General features: G+C 48.6%; 21 protein-coding genes. 19 read left to right on the forward strand and 2 right to left on the reverse strand.

Going from position 1 to position 14606, the window contains the following annotated elements; all coding sequences use genetic code 11:
• Positions 1-51: 51 nt before the first annotated feature.
• The 16 genes from AC50Y3_RS29165 to AC50Y3_RS29240 all read left to right on the forward strand — a co-directional run bounded on the left by AC50Y3_RS29165 (position 52) and on the right by AC50Y3_RS29240 (position 10626).
• Complete coding sequence (locus AC50Y3_RS29165; RefSeq protein ID WP_090986302.1) at positions 52-705, forward strand: adenylate kinase; 654 nt, start codon at positions 52-54, stop codon at positions 703-705.
• Complete coding sequence (gene map / locus AC50Y3_RS29170; protein ID WP_494822183.1) at positions 702-1463, forward strand: type I methionyl aminopeptidase; 762 nt, start codon at positions 702-704, stop codon at positions 1461-1463. The genes AC50Y3_RS29165 and map overlap by 4 nt, the downstream gene beginning before the upstream one ends.
• 14 nt (positions 1464-1477) lie before the next feature.
• Positions 1478-1750 (forward strand): KOW domain-containing RNA-binding protein, encoded by a 273-nt coding sequence (locus AC50Y3_RS29175; protein WP_090986392.1) that lies wholly within the window; start codon positions 1478-1480, stop codon positions 1748-1750.
• A gap of 2 nt (positions 1751-1752) precedes the next feature.
• The gene (gene infA, locus AC50Y3_RS29180) at positions 1753-1968 is read left to right on the forward strand and encodes a translation initiation factor IF-1 (protein WP_015847200.1); all 216 of its coding nucleotides are present in this window, start codon (positions 1753-1755) and stop codon (positions 1966-1968) included.
• Positions 1969-2011: 43 nt separating this feature from the next.
• On the forward strand, positions 2012-2125 hold the full coding sequence (gene rpmJ, locus AC50Y3_RS29185) for a 50S ribosomal protein L36 (protein ID WP_003333770.1): 114 nt from the start codon (positions 2012-2014) through the stop codon (positions 2123-2125).
• Positions 2126-2141: 16 nt separating this feature from the next.
• Positions 2142-2510, forward strand: a complete 369-nt coding sequence (gene rpsM, locus AC50Y3_RS29190) for a 30S ribosomal protein S13 (RefSeq protein WP_091225571.1) — start codon at positions 2142-2144, stop codon at positions 2508-2510.
• Positions 2511-2528: 18 nt separating this feature from the next.
• The gene (gene rpsK / locus AC50Y3_RS29195; RefSeq protein ID WP_090986296.1) at positions 2529-2924 is read left to right on the forward strand and encodes a 30S ribosomal protein S11; all 396 of its coding nucleotides are present in this window, start codon (positions 2529-2531) and stop codon (positions 2922-2924) included.
• A 125-nt stretch (positions 2925-3049) separates the two neighbouring features.
• Positions 3050-3994, forward strand: a complete 945-nt coding sequence (locus tag AC50Y3_RS29200) for a DNA-directed RNA polymerase subunit alpha (protein ID WP_090986294.1) — start codon at positions 3050-3052, stop codon at positions 3992-3994.
• Between the two features lie 51 nt (positions 3995-4045).
• Positions 4046-4414, forward strand: a complete 369-nt coding sequence (gene rplQ, locus AC50Y3_RS29205; protein WP_090583277.1) for a 50S ribosomal protein L17 — start codon at positions 4046-4048, stop codon at positions 4412-4414.
• Between the two features lie 119 nt (positions 4415-4533).
• The gene (gene truA, locus AC50Y3_RS29210) at positions 4534-5274 is read left to right on the forward strand and encodes a tRNA pseudouridine(38-40) synthase TruA (protein ID WP_494822184.1); all 741 of its coding nucleotides are present in this window, start codon (positions 4534-4536) and stop codon (positions 5272-5274) included.
• A 270-nt stretch (positions 5275-5544) separates the two neighbouring features.
• On the forward strand, positions 5545-5982 hold the full coding sequence (gene rplM, locus AC50Y3_RS29215; RefSeq protein ID WP_090986290.1) for a 50S ribosomal protein L13: 438 nt from the start codon (positions 5545-5547) through the stop codon (positions 5980-5982).
• Between the two features lie 19 nt (positions 5983-6001).
• Positions 6002-6394, forward strand: coding sequence for a 30S ribosomal protein S9 (gene rpsI, locus AC50Y3_RS29220; protein WP_258385872.1), 393 nt, complete (start codon positions 6002-6004; stop codon positions 6392-6394).
• 149 nt (positions 6395-6543) lie between these two features.
• Positions 6544-7236, forward strand: a complete 693-nt coding sequence (locus AC50Y3_RS29225; protein ID WP_494822185.1) for a phosphoadenylyl-sulfate reductase — start codon at positions 6544-6546, stop codon at positions 7234-7236.
• Between the two features lie 17 nt (positions 7237-7253).
• Positions 7254-8420 carry a sulfate adenylyltransferase gene (gene sat / locus AC50Y3_RS29230; protein WP_494822186.1) on the forward strand — a complete coding sequence of 389 codons (1167 nt, stop codon included), beginning with the start codon at positions 7254-7256 and terminating at the stop codon, positions 8418-8420.
• A 182-nt stretch (positions 8421-8602) separates the two neighbouring features.
• On the forward strand, positions 8603-9388 hold the full coding sequence (cwlD, locus tag AC50Y3_RS29235; protein ID WP_494822187.1) for an N-acetylmuramoyl-L-alanine amidase CwlD: 786 nt from the start codon (positions 8603-8605) through the stop codon (positions 9386-9388).
• A gap of 101 nt (positions 9389-9489) precedes the next feature.
• Positions 9490-10626: a P-loop NTPase gene (locus AC50Y3_RS29240; protein ID WP_494822188.1), complete on the forward strand. Its 1137-nt coding sequence runs from the start codon at positions 9490-9492 to the stop codon at positions 10624-10626.
• Positions 10627-10769: 143 nt separating this feature from the next.
• Here AC50Y3_RS29240 and gerD read toward each other — a convergent pair whose 3' ends face one another.
• Positions 10770-11486: a spore germination lipoprotein GerD gene (gene gerD / locus AC50Y3_RS29245; protein ID WP_494822189.1), complete on the reverse strand. Its 717-nt coding sequence runs from the start codon at positions 11484-11486 to the stop codon at positions 10770-10772.
• A gap of 207 nt (positions 11487-11693) precedes the next feature.
• On the opposite strand from gerD, the gene AC50Y3_RS29250 reads away from it, so the two are divergent.
• Complete coding sequence (locus AC50Y3_RS29250; RefSeq protein WP_494822190.1) at positions 11694-12329, forward strand: KinB-signaling pathway activation protein; 636 nt, start codon at positions 11694-11696, stop codon at positions 12327-12329.
• Positions 12330-12339: 10 nt separating this feature from the next.
• On the opposite strand, the gene pdaB is transcribed toward AC50Y3_RS29250, so the two are convergent.
• Positions 12340-13143, reverse strand: a complete 804-nt coding sequence (pdaB, locus tag AC50Y3_RS29255; RefSeq protein WP_091225579.1) for a polysaccharide deacetylase family sporulation protein PdaB — start codon at positions 13141-13143, stop codon at positions 12340-12342.
• A 108-nt stretch (positions 13144-13251) separates the two neighbouring features.
• Here pdaB and AC50Y3_RS29260 point away from each other — a divergent pair, with 108 nt between their 5' ends.
• Together AC50Y3_RS29260 and AC50Y3_RS29265 are read left to right on the forward strand one after the other, a co-directional pair.
• Positions 13252-13863 (forward strand): stage II sporulation protein M, encoded by a 612-nt coding sequence (locus AC50Y3_RS29260; RefSeq protein ID WP_494822191.1) that lies wholly within the window; start codon positions 13252-13254, stop codon positions 13861-13863.
• 225 nt (positions 13864-14088) lie between these two features.
• Positions 14089-14310: a hypothetical protein gene (locus tag AC50Y3_RS29265; protein ID WP_204822572.1), complete on the forward strand. Its 222-nt coding sequence runs from the start codon at positions 14089-14091 to the stop codon at positions 14308-14310.
• The last annotated feature ends 296 nt before the right edge of the window (positions 14311-14606 follow it).

The following is a 14606-nucleotide window of genomic DNA, read 5'->3' on the forward strand; positions in this document are numbered from 1 at the left end:
GTGTGGCGGGACCCGGCCGAGCCTATTATGTTTAAAGCGAGGAACACGCTAATGAACATCTTATTCATGGGCCCTCCGGGCGCCGGCAAAGGCACACAGGCGGAACGTATCGTGGACACTTTCAGTGTCCCGCACATTTCCACTGGCGATGCTTTCCGTTTAGCAATGAAGCAAGGCACACCTCTGGGTTTGAAGGCTAAAGAATTCGTGGATCAAGGACTTCTTGTCCCGGATGAAATTACGAACGGTATCGTTCGTGAACGTCTCCAACTCGAGGATTGTAATGGCGGCTTCCTGCTGGATGGATTTCCTCGCACGCTGCAACAAGCTGAGGCGCTGGACGGGATGTTGGCTGAAATGGGACGCAGTATCGATCATGTTGTTAACTTGAAGGTTGACCGCGGTCTACTGCTTGCGCGTCTGACCGGTCGTCGCATTTGTAAAGCATGCGGCTCCACTTACCATGTTATGTTCAACCCGCCGAAGCAAGAAGGCGTTTGTGATAAATGCGGCGGCGAGCTGTATCAGCGGTCAGACGATACGGAAGCAAAAGTAGGCACGCGTCTCGACGAATATATCTCCAAAACAGCTCCATTACTTGAGTACTACACAAGTAAAGCCGTTTTGTGCGAAGTAGACGGCGAGAAAGAAATCGACGAAGTAACAGCTGACATCGTTAGCTGCCTGCGGGGAACAGCAGAATGATCATTTGCAAATCCGAATCGGAATTGCAAGTAATGAGAATAGCTGGCCGAATTGTATCGGAGACGCATCGCTTGCTCAAACAAGCTATTCGTCCCGGCATTACGACCAAAGAATTGGACGATATTGCTGAATCGTACATTCGCAGTCAGGACGCAATACCTTCTTTTAAAGGGTACAATCAATTTCCTGCCAGTATCTGCGCTTCTGTAAACAATGAGCTGGTACACGGTATTCCAGGTTCACGTAAGCTGAATGATGGCGACATCATCAGCATAGATATTGGTGCACAGTATCAAGGCTACCATGGCGATTCCGCTTGGACCTACGGTGTAGGCAATATTAGTGAAGAGTCCCAGCGACTGCTCGACATTACAGAACAATCGCTCTATGCAGGACTCGCGCTCGTGAAACCGGATGTTCGTTTGTTAACCATCTCGCATGCGATTCAACAAGTGATTGAAGCTGCTGGTTTTTCTGTTGTTCGAGACTTTGTGGGGCATGGCATTGGTGCAGATCTGCACGAAGAACCGCAAATCCCGAATTTCGGATTACCCGATCGCGGACCTCGTCTAAAACCAGGAATGGTGCTGGCGATAGAACCGATGGTCAACATCGGTGAGCGATATGTGCGTACGCTGGAGGATAATTGGACAGTCGTTACACAGGATAACAGCCGGTGCGCTCACTTCGAGCACACGGTTGCCGTCACAGAGGATGGCTGCGAAATCTTAACCCTATCCAGGGAGCAGGCAGGTTGAGTGCATTGGAACATATGCCGGAGATCGGTCGTATAGTTAAGGTCCTTAAAGGAAAAGACGGAGGCTCATACGCCGTCATCATTCAGGTTCTGGATGAACGTTTCGTCCTTGTAGCTGACGGAGACAAGCGGCGCTTCGATCAATCGAAGAAGAAGAACGTACTGCATCTTCTGATGCAACCGGTCGTCAGTCATGAAGTGGCTGACAGCATGCGGGAAACCGGCCGTGTTACTAACGCAAAACTGCGTTATGCTATTCAGAAGGCTGTGCAAGGGAAAGGAGAATGACTATGGCCAAAGAAGACGTCATTGAAGTCGAAGGTACGGTCATCGAACCACTACCTAACGCCATGTTCAAGGTTGAACTTGAGAATGGACACCAAATTCTGGCCCATGTATCGGGCAAACTCAGAATGCATTTTATCCGCATTCTGACAGGAGATAAAGTAGTCATTCAATTGTCGCCTTATGATTTATCTAGAGGACGCATTACCTATCGGAAGTAGGCCTTAAAGGCCTGCCGACGAAAGAATTCGGGAGGTAATCACAATGAAGGTTAGACCATCGGTCAAGCCGATTTGCGAGAAATGTAAAGTCATTCGCCGCAAAGGCAATGTTATGGTGATTTGTGAAAATCCGAAACACAAACAAAAACAAGGATAAGGAGGGATAACGATACATGGCACGTATTGCTGGTGTAGACTTACCGCGTGATAAACGCGTTGTCATCGCTCTGACATACATCTTCGGTATTGGCAGAACGACTGCTAATAAAATTCTTAGCACAACCGGTATTAGCGAAAATACTCGCGTTCGTGATCTGACTGAAGATGAAGTCAGCCAACTTCGCGAAACAATCGACAAAACGGTTAAAGTAGAAGGCGACCTTCGCCGTGAAATTTCGCTTAACATCAAACGTCTAATCGAGATCGGCTGCTATCGCGGTGTTCGTCACCGTCGTGGTCTTCCGGTTCGTGGTCAACGGACGAAAACAAATGCTCGTACGCGTAAAGGTCCTCGCCGGACTGTAGCGAACAAGAAGAAATAAGAAGGAGGGATAACCGAAATGGCTAAACCAAAGAAAGTGGTTCGTACGAAACGTCGTGACCGTAAGAATATTGATACTGGCGTAGCGCATATCCGCTCGACATTCAATAATACGATCGTTACGATTACTGATCCGCACGGAAACGCGATTTCTTGGGCAAGCTCGGGTAACCTCGGCTTTAAAGGTTCCCGTAAGAGCACGCCGTTCGCAGCTCAAATGGCTGCTGAATCTGCAGCAAAAGCGGCAATGGAACACGGCATGAAAACTGTCGAAGTAATGGTTAAAGGTCCTGGCGCAGGCCGTGAAGCAGCAATCCGTTCGCTTCAAGCAGCAGGTCTGGAAGTTAACCTTATTAAAGACGTTACTCCAGTTCCGCACAACGGATGCCGCCCGCCAAAACGTCGTCGCGTATAGTCAATATTTGTGGTATCAAATGACTACAACTTGTGAATAATGGTTGTGAAGGTTTGCCATACTACATGATTTGACTACTTATGCGATAATGGTAACGGAGCGACGTTTTGAGGGAGGGTACTATTGTGATTGAGATCGAAAAGCCGAAAATCGAAACCGTAGAACTAAACGAGGATGGCACGTACGGACGGTTCGTAGTTGAACCGCTTGAACGTGGATACGGAGCAACGCTCGGGAATTCCCTTCGCCGGATCCTGTTGTCGTCGCTGCCTGGTGCAGCGGTAACCTCTGTTCAAATCGATGGTGTACTTCACGAGTTCTCTACGGTTCCAGGTGTGATGGAGGACGTTACCGAAATCATCCTGAATCTCAAAGGCCTCTCGCTGAAAATCCATTCCGACGAAGAGAAGGTATTGGAGATTGACGCGGAAGGCGATGGCAACGTTACGGCTGGCGATATTCGCGCAGACAGCGATGTCGAGATTTTAAGCCCTGATCTTCATATCGCGACGTTGGCCTCCGGTGCACGGCTCCACATGCGGGTATTTGCTAATCGCGGACGCGGTTATGTGCAAGCAGATCGGAATAAACGGGAAGACCAACCAATCGGCGTCATTCCTGTTGATTCGATCTACACACCGATTACTCGTGTAAACTACTCGGTTGAGAATACTCGTGTTGGTCAAGTGACTAACTACGATAAGCTCACACTTGAAGTTTGGACCGACGGAAGCATTCGTCCGGAAGAGGCTGTAAGCCTCGGCGCCAAAATTCTGACTGAGCATCTGGATCTGTTCGTTGGTCTGACTGACGAAGCGAAAGATGCTGAGATCATGGTTGAAAAAGAAGAAGACAAGAAAGAGAAAGTACTTGAGATGACGATCGAAGAACTCGATCTCTCGGTACGTTCTTATAACTGTCTGAAACGTGCAGGTATCAACACCGTCCAAGAGCTGATCACGAAAACAGAAGAAGACATGATGAAAGTCCGTAACCTCGGACGCAAGTCTTTGGAAGAAGTTCAAGAAAAGCTCGAAGAACTGGGTCTTGGCCTCCGCATGGAAGAATAAAAAGCAGCGTAGACTAAAGGTCGTTAGACTGTTTTAAGGAGGGGAAATTCGATGGCATATTCTAAATTGAGCCGTGACGCTAGCTCCCGGAAAGCATTGTTCCGTGATCTCGTTACTGACTTGTTCTTGTATGAGCGCATTCAAACGACTGAGGCAAAAGCAAAAGAGCTTCGTCCAATCGCTGAGAAGCTAATCACACTTGCAAAACGTGGTGATTTGCACGCTCGTCGTCAAGTTGCAGCTTTCGTTCGCCGTGAGTCTTTGGTAGCTGGTGAGCAAGATGCAATTCAAAAATTGTTCTCCGAACTGGCTACCCGTTACTCGGAACGTCCGGGCGGATATACGCGTATTTTGAAACTAGGACCACGTCGCGGTGACGCGGCACCTATGGTTTACTTGGAACTGGTGGATCGCGCGTAGCAAGAAGAAACGGCTGGCGACATAACTGGCGCCCGCGAAAGTTTCTTTCGGAAAGGGTGGACCTTGCGGCCACCTTTTTTTGTTGCCCTTGATACCGTGCTTAAGGGGGACCATATGGGATGAAGAACATACGGATGGTTGTCAGCTATGTAGGAACGCATTACCATGGCTTTCAAACGCAGCCCATCGGAAATACGGTGCAGGATGTGCTTGTGCAAGCGATTCATGTGTTGACCGGCGAGAAAGTGCATATCGTGGCATCCGGAAGAACGGATGCAGGTGTCCACGCGAGGGGGCAGGTGTTTAATTTCGTCACCTCCTCGCCAATTCCGATCGGACGCTGGGCGCTCGCCTTGAACTCTCGATTGCCGGATGACATCGCCATCTTAAAGGCCGATGAAGTGCCGCTTGAATTTCATTCAAGCTATAGTGCGAAACGCAAAACGTATCGCTACTCCATCGACACCAATAAGTTTGCAGATGTATTCGAACGGGATTACCGGTTCCATTATCCCATGCCTCTTCGCTTGTCCGAGATGAGGGAAGCTCTGTCTAAGGTTGTAGGCAAGCATGATTTCACTTCCTTCGCTTCGCAGCGTTCTACGAAGCGTTCACATGTTCGAACGATCCTTGAGGCGAGAATCGAACAAAGTGAAGGGAAATTGGATCTATTTGTGACTGGTGATGGCTTTCTCTATAACATGGTGAGAATCATTGTGGGCACCTTACTATGGGTAGGGGAAGGGAAGCTGACCGTATCTGATTTTGAGCGAATTCTGGAGGCTAAGGACCGTACTGCGGCCGGACCTACAGCGATGGCTCACGGTTTGATGCTTTGGGAAGTTTCCTACGACGATTGACGAGTATTACCAGTGCTCAAAGGGCATAAAGCCTAAACAAATAGCTTGCACTTGTTAATCCTATGTTGTAGAATATAACTTGTGCTTTCTTAGTGGCTCTCCCACAGCCCCGACTGAGATCGCCAACCAACAGTAGCATTTTTGAATGGAATCGAGCCGGTTACAGATGATGGCTTTGAGAAGACCCTTGGTCGATCCACCATTCATCTCTAACGGTACCGTAACATTATAAATTAGAACCAATGTTTGAATGAACAAGGAGGAACATCCATGCGCATTACCTATATGGCGAAGTCCAGCGAAGTTGATCGCAAATGGTTTGTCATTGACGCAGAAGGCAAAACGCTTGGTCGCTTAGCGAGCGAAGCTGCTAGCCTTATCCGCGGCAAGCACAAACCAACATTTACTCCACACGTTGATACTGGTGACTTTGTAGTTGTCATCAACGCGGAGAAAATTCACCTTACTGGTAAAAAACTTCAAAACAAAATGTACTACCGTCACTCCATGTACCAAGGCGGACTTAAAGTAACTCCGGCTCAGGACATGATTAAGAACAAACCAGAGCTAGTATTGGAGCAAGCTATCTACGGCATGCTTCCAAAAAATCGTCTTGGCGATAAAATGAAGATGAAGCTCAAAGTTTATGCCGGACCAGAACATCCACATCAAGCACAAAATCCAGAAGTTTACGAACTTCGCGGGTAAATAGAGGGAGGACAGTTTCATGGCACAAGTTCAATACTATGGAACCGGTCGTCGTAAACACTCTGTAGCACGTGTACGTCTCGTGCCGGGTGAAGGACGAATCATTATTAACAAACGTGACTTGAATGATTACTTCGGTCTGGAAACACTGAAGCTGATCGTTAAACAACCGCTTGCTCTTACTGAGACTGGAAGCAAATACGATATCTTGGTTATCGCACACGGCGGCGGTATCTCCGGTCAAGCCGGCGCTATCCGTCACGGTATCTCCCGCGCTCTGCTTAAAGCAGATCCGGAATTCCGTCCAGCTTTGAAACGTGCAGGATTCTTGACTCGTGACCCACGTATGAAAGAGCGTAAAAAATACGGTCTTAAAGCGGCACGTCGCGCGCCACAATTCTCGAAACGTTAATATCGAATTTCAGGAAAAGCCTTCTCTGTTGCAGAGGAGGCTTTTTTTTCATGTCATCGAATATTTAAAAATATTGAACAAATGGAGTAATCGACGTATAATTTAATGTAGATTAGTTTACTAGGAATTTGAATATGGAGGTCAACACCATGAACTTGTTTGAAAAGGAAGCACTAATCAAGCAAAAAGCGGAAGAATTGGAAACGGCAACGCCGCAGGAGATTATTAAATTCGCGGTTGAAACTTTCCCGAACATTACCTTTGCCTGCAGTTTTGGTGCGGAAGATGTCGTACTTGTCGATATGCTGCAAAAAATCAGCCCGAAAACAGATATTTTCTACTTAGATACGGATTTCCATTTTAAAGAAACTTACGAAACCCGCGACAAAATGGCAGCTATCTACAACCTTAATTTTGTTGAAGTGAAGCCGTTGATTACGCCGGAAGAGCAAGCAGAGCAATATGGCGATGAGCTTTGGAAAAGCAATGCCAACCAATGCTGCGATATCCGTAAGGTTCAGCCGTTAACCCAAATCCTTTCCAAATATGAAGCATGGATTACGGGTATTCGCCGTGACCAAGCACCTACACGTGCGAATGCGAAGAAGATTGAATATGATACGAAGTTCGGACTCGTGAAATTCAATCCAATTGCCAATTGGACTTCTGAAGATGTTTGGGATTATATCCGTTCGAACAATGTGTACTACAATCCGCTTCATGACAACCACTATCCGAGTATCGGATGCGAGCACTGCACACGTCAGGTAATGCCTGGTGAAGATCCACGTGCAGGCCGGTGGTCGGGTCAAGAAAAAACAGAATGCGGATTGCATAAATAAGAGGGGGCTTTTAGAGCATGAGCAGCATTAAGCCACATGGCGGCGTACTCATCAACCGAGTCGCAAGCGGAGCTGAGCGCGATGCGCTGCTGGCAGAAGCGGCAGCATTACCGGTCATCATTGTAAACACTTGGGCAATCTCGGATTTGGATCTGATCGGAGTCGGCGCATTCTCGCCGCTTAACGGTTTCTTGAATGAAGCAGACTATCGCTCCGTAGTTGAACGTATGCGCCTTGCAGACGGTACAGTATGGAGTATCCCAATTACACTGGCAGTAGAAGAGGCGAAAGCTTCTGAACTGTCCATAGGGCAGCGTGCAGCACTTGTAGGCGAAGATGGTATCGTTTATGGCGTGATCGATATCGAAAGCATCTACAGCGTTGATCTGAAGCATGAAGCTGTTCATGTATATAAGACCGATGACATCGAGCATCCGGGTGTAGCGAAAACCTACAGCCGTCCAAATACGTATGTTGGTGGACCGATTACGGTTCTTAATCGTCCGATTCCTGAGAAGTTCAATGAGTTTTATTTTGATCCGGCTGAGACTAGACGGATCTTCGCGGAGAAAGGCTGGCGTACAGTTGTCGGCTTCCAAACGCGTAACCCGGTACACCGTGCACATGAGTATATTCAGAAGTGTGCGATGGAAATCGTAGATGCGCTATTCTTGAACCCCCTTGTGGGCGAAACCAAATCGGATGATGTGCCTGCAAACGTGCGGATGAAGAGCTACATCGCGCTGTTGGAGAATTACTATCCGGCAGATCGCACGTTCCTTGGCGTGTTCCCTGCGGCTATGCGTTATGCTGGTCCTCGCGAAGCGATCTTCCATGCGATGGTTCGCAAAAACTACGGCTGCACGCACTTCATCGTTGGTCGTGACCACGCCGGTGTAGGCGACTACTACGGCACGTACGAAGCGCAGGATCTGCTTCGTTCCTTTACTGCTGATGAACTTGGCATTATTCCACTTTATTTCGAGCACAGCTTCTTCTGCACGAAATGCGGCAATATGGCATCGAGCAAAACTTGCCCGCATGACAAAGAGAGTCATCTGACGTTGTCGGGTACGAAAGTCCGTGCATTGCTGCGTGACGGCGTTTGCCCGCCGCCGGAATTCTCCCGTCCGGAAGTGGCTAAGATTTTGATTGAAGGCATGTCTGAGCAGCCTGTGAATTAATTGACCACGTAAAACGCTTTTGCCCGTCTACCGAAGACGGCAAAGGCGTTTTTTTATTCTGGCGAATCTTCATTTGTTCATGGTTGTTCGCATAACCAACCACCTCGTCCCATAGGATGATAAAGAGCACAGGACAAACTCCTGTGAACGATCATCGGATGGAGATAGGGGTGGCTTTTTGTATGCGCGGAGTTCGGAAACGTTTCGTCATCTGGATCACGTATCGCGGTGCTGTACGCATCTCCCTTGGCGTGGTGGCGGTTATGCTGACTGTGATCCTGCTCACGCAGGAAGTGCCCGCATCACGCACCTGGACGTATTGGACGCTGCCGTTATCCGGGAAGATTATCGCTATTGATGCCGGGCACGGCGGAGTGGATGGCGGTGCGGTCAGCAAGCAGGGGATGGTGGAGAAGGATTTGAATTTAGCCATCGCTTTGCAGCTGAGAGATTATTTGCAGCAAGCTGGTGCCATCGTGGTTATGACACGAGAAGGCGACTACGATCTGGCTGAGGAAGGCACATCGAAGATAAGCAAGCGCAAGACACAGGACTTAGTTAATCGAGCTAAGTTTGTAAAAGATAAAAACGCCAGCATGTTGCTCAGCATTCACATGAACAGCATCCCGTCCCCTCGTTGGTCAGGGGCTCAGACCTTCTTTTATCCCAATTTGCCGGAGAATGCGGTCCTTGCTTCTTTGATTCAAGATGAAATTAAACGGAATCTGGCGAATACCGAGCGGGTGGCTGCAACTGTGAATACGGTGTATCTCCTAAAAGCGATGGATGAAGTACCGAGTGCCTTAGTGGAGGTTGGCTTCTTGTCCAATCCCGGTGAGGCAGCAAGGCTTGCGGATGCCGAATACCAGAAAAAGGTTGCGGCCGCGATCTATCAGGGGGTACTTCGCTTTACCGCCGGAGAGAAATGGGGTTCGGCTTCCGGGGCGGAGCCGGATGCTCCTAAATAACCTCGGCTTGGAACAGGGTCTTGGTCTTGTTATAATGGAGCAAGTACATATCCACACGTTGTTATAAGCCTTTATTCAAGGACAAGAGGAGACGGTTGAACATGTTGACCCGCATAGAAGCTTTAGCGGCCGCTGAGTCTGCGGCGGCCCCATATACGGCGGAAGGCGCAATTACCTTCCGCGATGTGATGGTTAAGGAGGACCGTCACGTTTCCATGACGGTCCTAGGTGCAAGCGCGAGCGCGGAGCGCGCGCTCGAGGCTGCGCTGCGAGCAGCGCTTGCCGCCGCCGGGGCCGAAACCGCGCACTTCCGGTTTCGTGCCGGCGAAGGCGCGCCTGCGGCGCAGCAGCCCGCGGCTGCGCATGCCGCGGGCAGCCCTGGCGGCCCAGGCAGCGGCGGCAAAGCAGCGCCGCAGCCGCAGGCCGCAGCCAATGGCCCCGTACGTGGGCACGGGGCCGGGCTAGAGGCACATCCGCTGCTGAATAGCAGCAGCGGGGTGCAGTTCATCGCCGTCGCCAGCGGCAAGGGCGGCGTCGGCAAATCCACGGTGACCGTCAATCTCGCGGTCGCCTTGGCACGCAAGGGCAAACGCGTCGGGATCATCGACGCGGACATTTACGGCTTTAGCGTGCCCGATATGATGGGCATCGAGGAACGCCCGCAGATCGTGAATGAGCGCGTCATCCCGATCGAGAAATTCGGCGTGCGCGTGATGTCGATGGGCTTCTTCGTGGAGGACAATGCACCGATCGTATGGCGTGGACCGATGCTGGGCAAGATGCTCCGCAATTTCTTCGCGGAGATCGAGTGGGGCGAGCTGGACTATTTGCTGCTCGATCTGCCGCCGGGAACAGGCGATGTTGCGCTTGATGTGCATCAGCTGATTCCGCAAAGCAAAGAAATCATTGTAACAACCCCGCACGCGACAGCCGCTTTCGTTGCTGCACGCGCAGGTGCGATGGCGATTAAGACCGAACATGAAATCATCGGTATCATCGAGAACATGTCCTACTTTGTAAGCAAGAGCGGTGAGCACGAATATGTATTCGGACGCGGAGGCGGCGCAAGGCTGGCTGAATCGCTAAACGCAGAGCTGATGGCTCAGATTCCGCTTGGCGCACCGGACAACCATCCGTCCGAGCCGGATTTCTCACCTTCGGTGTACAAAGCCGATACGGATAACGGCCGCATCTACCTGGATATCGCCGACCGCGTAATTGCAAAGTGCGAGGCGTAATCATTTTTCATTGATCCACTCTTTACCGAGCTTTCTTTATTCAGTCATTACGCAGCTCTTTAATCCTTTTCACTGTTCCACACCAACCCATATTTAAAAAGCCGGTATTCCACACAATTGTGTGAGAATACCGGCTTTTTTCGTCAACCGCCTTGATCACTCATGCCGCTGTCGCCTTCGCCGCCGCTGTCACCGCCATCTCCTCCGCTGTCACCGCCGCCGTCACCACCACTATCTCCGCCGCCACTACCTTTGTCCTTTGTAACCTTCTCGTCCGGCTTAGGCTTAAGCTCTTCTTGAACAGCCTTCTTGAGCAGGTCCAAAATTTCAAGACGGAATAGCGGATTTTGCATGGACTCCTGCATTAGGGACATGGTCTGTTTACGGTATTGGGTGCTTTGCAGCACTTCAAGAATCATTTTGTCCATTTCCGGACTCTTCATCACTTGAATGAGATCCTTCTGGTACGTAGGATCCTTCAGCAAATCCTTGTGGATCTGTTTGTTTTGCTTATTCACGGCTTTCGCGAATTCACCGGCAAAACGAGGATCGGTCATCAACTTCTCAATAACCTTGCTATACTCCGGCGCCACCAATGTTTCCTTGACTGCTAAACGCATCTGCTCTTGATCCTGTATGGAGAGCGTTCGGATGCTTGAGCCGTTATTGCCGCTTGTGGCGGCAGCCGATTCCTGCAGCGCTTTTTGCGCGTCTTCGGTTTTGAGTATGTCAATTACCATAGACTTCATGTCTTTATAGCTGATCGGCTCGCTTGATGCGCTGGATTGTTGCGTACCACAGCTTGACAGGCTGAATGTCAGGACAATGAGGGCACCAAGCCATGTAATTCGTTTAACCATGCTGTCAGTGTCTCCCTTCTGATAAAGCAACTGTTGCTGTGTGTAGTATGCGACAATGTTCATCGTATTATCATGGAAGCAGCATAGCTTTTTGTATCGGACATGGTAAAATGAAGGGTAGTTTCGGCATATTCGGAAAAGCTGGCGATAATCGCTTGAAACATACTGGATTCTTCAAGCTCAACAAACCTGTAGGAGTGGAAAATAGTGAACTTGCGTAAATTGTTTTTCTTATTTTGGAGTACGATGGCAGTTGGCGGCGTTGTGACAATTGTTGTCGGAAGTATCATGCAATGGACAGATACTTCGTTTGGCTTCATGGGACTGTCGGCTGCAGGCTTTAATGCCGCCATGATGGCACTGGTCGGTCTGCTTTTCGGTGCATTCAGTCAAATGGGCTTCTTCGCTTACATGACCTTGAATTACATTGCACTTAGCGTCATTCGCAGAAACTACATGTGGAATGCCCTACAAGCATACACGACATTGTTTGCGCTCGGCGGCATTGGATATTTACTTTACCAAGATCGCGTGAAGCTGGATAACAATTGGATTTTCTGGGTGCTGCCGCTTGGTCTCGGACTCGCATCTTGGGCAGTTGCTTACTACAAAGCCAAATTGACGAACAATAATGCGTTCATTCCAACGTTGTTCTTACAAGTTGTAGTTACACTGCTTGAAGCATGGCCAAGCATCAGAGGTGAGGAAAGCAATGTAACAGCAATGATATTTATGATCATCCCAATGTTCGCGTGTAATGCCTACCAAATTTTGTGGCTGCACAAGCTTGTGCGCAAAGAAAAAACAACCGGATCCGCATCAGATGCGAAACCGGCTGTATAAGCTGCAGCTATTATTGTTCGGCCGAAGCGTCAAGCTGCTCGAACATTGCGGTTTTATCCTGTACTGTTTTGCCTTGAAGCTCAGTTTGCGCGATTAATTCCGACACGGTCACAAATTCATAGCCCTTGGAGCGCAGCTGATCGATAATGGCCGGAAGTGCTTCATGGGTTTGCTTCACGGAATCGCTGGCATGCATCAGAATGATATCACCGGGATGTGCTTTACTGACGACGCGATTGATGATTTTGTCCGTGCCGATATTCATCCAATCGAGCGAATCGGTATCCCACTGAATCACTTTGTAATTCATTTGCTCAGCAATGCGAAGAACTCGTTTGTCAAAATCACCATTGGGCATGCGGATCAAGCTTGGTGTTTTACCGGTGACTTGAGTCAAAATCGTTTGGGCCGTTTCGATCTGGCTGCGAATTTCTTCATCACTGAATGTGCTGTAGTTGTCATGCTTATGGCCATGGCTGCCGATTTCATAACCGCCGTCGACGATCTTCTTCACGATGTCGGGATGGGTCTGACTCCAAGGCGAAGAGAGGAAGAAGGTAACGTTCTTCACACCTTTCTCCTTCAATACCTCAAGAATCGGCTCGGTCCGTTTCTCCCCCCAGCTGATGTCAAACGTTAAGGCGATAACCTTCTTATCCGTTGGAACGCTGTAGATGGCCGCAGGCTGATTAGGTGCAAACACGGTAATATTGTCCTTCTCCGCGTAAATAACGCCCGCAGCAAACAAAATACCTACGGTGACTAGAAAGTAACGCTTCAGTTTCCGTCCGTTCATTACATAAAACATATTCATTACAATTGCACTCCTCTCCAATAAGGGCTTGTTCTAGTACAATCTATGCTCGTACCAACAACTTATTCTTGTTATCCCAAAAAGAGCCCAAAGAGGTGATCCCCACATATGTTTTCGCCAAAAGAAATCTTTCGCCATTTGCAGACGATGCGGCACTATATCGCGTTCAGCACTATTTTTCTGTTAGCCGGTATCGTTGTAGGTGCAACTAATCCGGGATTAGACGCCTTTATCAACAGTCAGCTCAATGGAATTAAAGGTGTCGCGGAAAATATCGATTCGAGCTCCCACCCGACCTTATTCTTAATGTTGTTTATTTTCTTCAATAATGCCATTAAAGCCATTTTGGTTATGTATGTAGGCTCATTGTTCGGGATCGTTCCGATCGCGTTCTTAGCCATTAACGGTATGATGCTTGGTTACTTAGTTCATAAGACAACGGAACAGGGCAATGAGGCTGTATTCACGGTTATCTTTAAGGGGCTGCTGCCGCATGGCATAATCGAGCTCGCGGCCATCATTATTGCATGTGCATATGGATTGCGTTTCGGCAGAATGATGCTTCAGGGGCTTGGTACCGTATTTACGAAGCGAAAAGGCTGGGGGCAGGAGCTTGAGCTATTCGTTATGCGGACGCTGCCGGTTATGGTTTTAATTGTGTTTATGTTGATTGTTGCGGCTGTCATTGAGAGTACCGTAACAGTTTGGTTGCTTAGTTAGTAATAAATTTCCAATTATTTGAGCATAACAATAAAGCGGCGTTTATCGTGACATGCGATAAGCGCCGTTTTTTCTAAATTTAAGGGAGTGTAAGTTCCGTCTTGAATTGCTGGAATTTGGAGAAAATGAAGCAAATTGCACCGCTTTCGGGCGGTGATAGCAGTTTCTTCTTGTTGGCCGATATATGATTTCTGGCTGATTAATTGAAAGGGGCCACCAACGGTTATGCTTGGAATTCTGTTCAACGACAAAGAATGTAAAGAACTCGACTACGTACTACGCAAAGAACTCGACGAAATGCTGCTCGATTTGAACGATTCCCGGCTAGATGGCGATATCAAAACCGCAATTGCCAAACGTTACAAAATTATTTTCCGCATGTATGCTCGAATTGCCTCCCCGAAAGAGCTGTCCCGCTATGCATTGAATATGCGGACATACCGCTGATATCAAGGGTTTTTTAAGGGGTTATAAACATGTGGATAAATAATTTAAAAAAACTCTTGCATTGTTTATAAAGCGTGTGATATATTAATCAAGTCGCCGCTGAGACATGGGCGAATGAACAACGGAATTTGTTCTTTGAAAACTGAACAATGAGCGACCAGTCAAATGGTCATAAATCGCGAAACTAACGTTTCGCAAAGCTAGTTTTTTGAATGAGCTAACAAGCGAATTCTTAAAAATGGCCAAGCCTTCGGGCTTACCACTTTTATGGAGAGTTTGATCCTGGCTCAGGACGA

The sequence above is a fragment of the Paenibacillus sp. J22R98 genome (assembly GCF_059383835.1).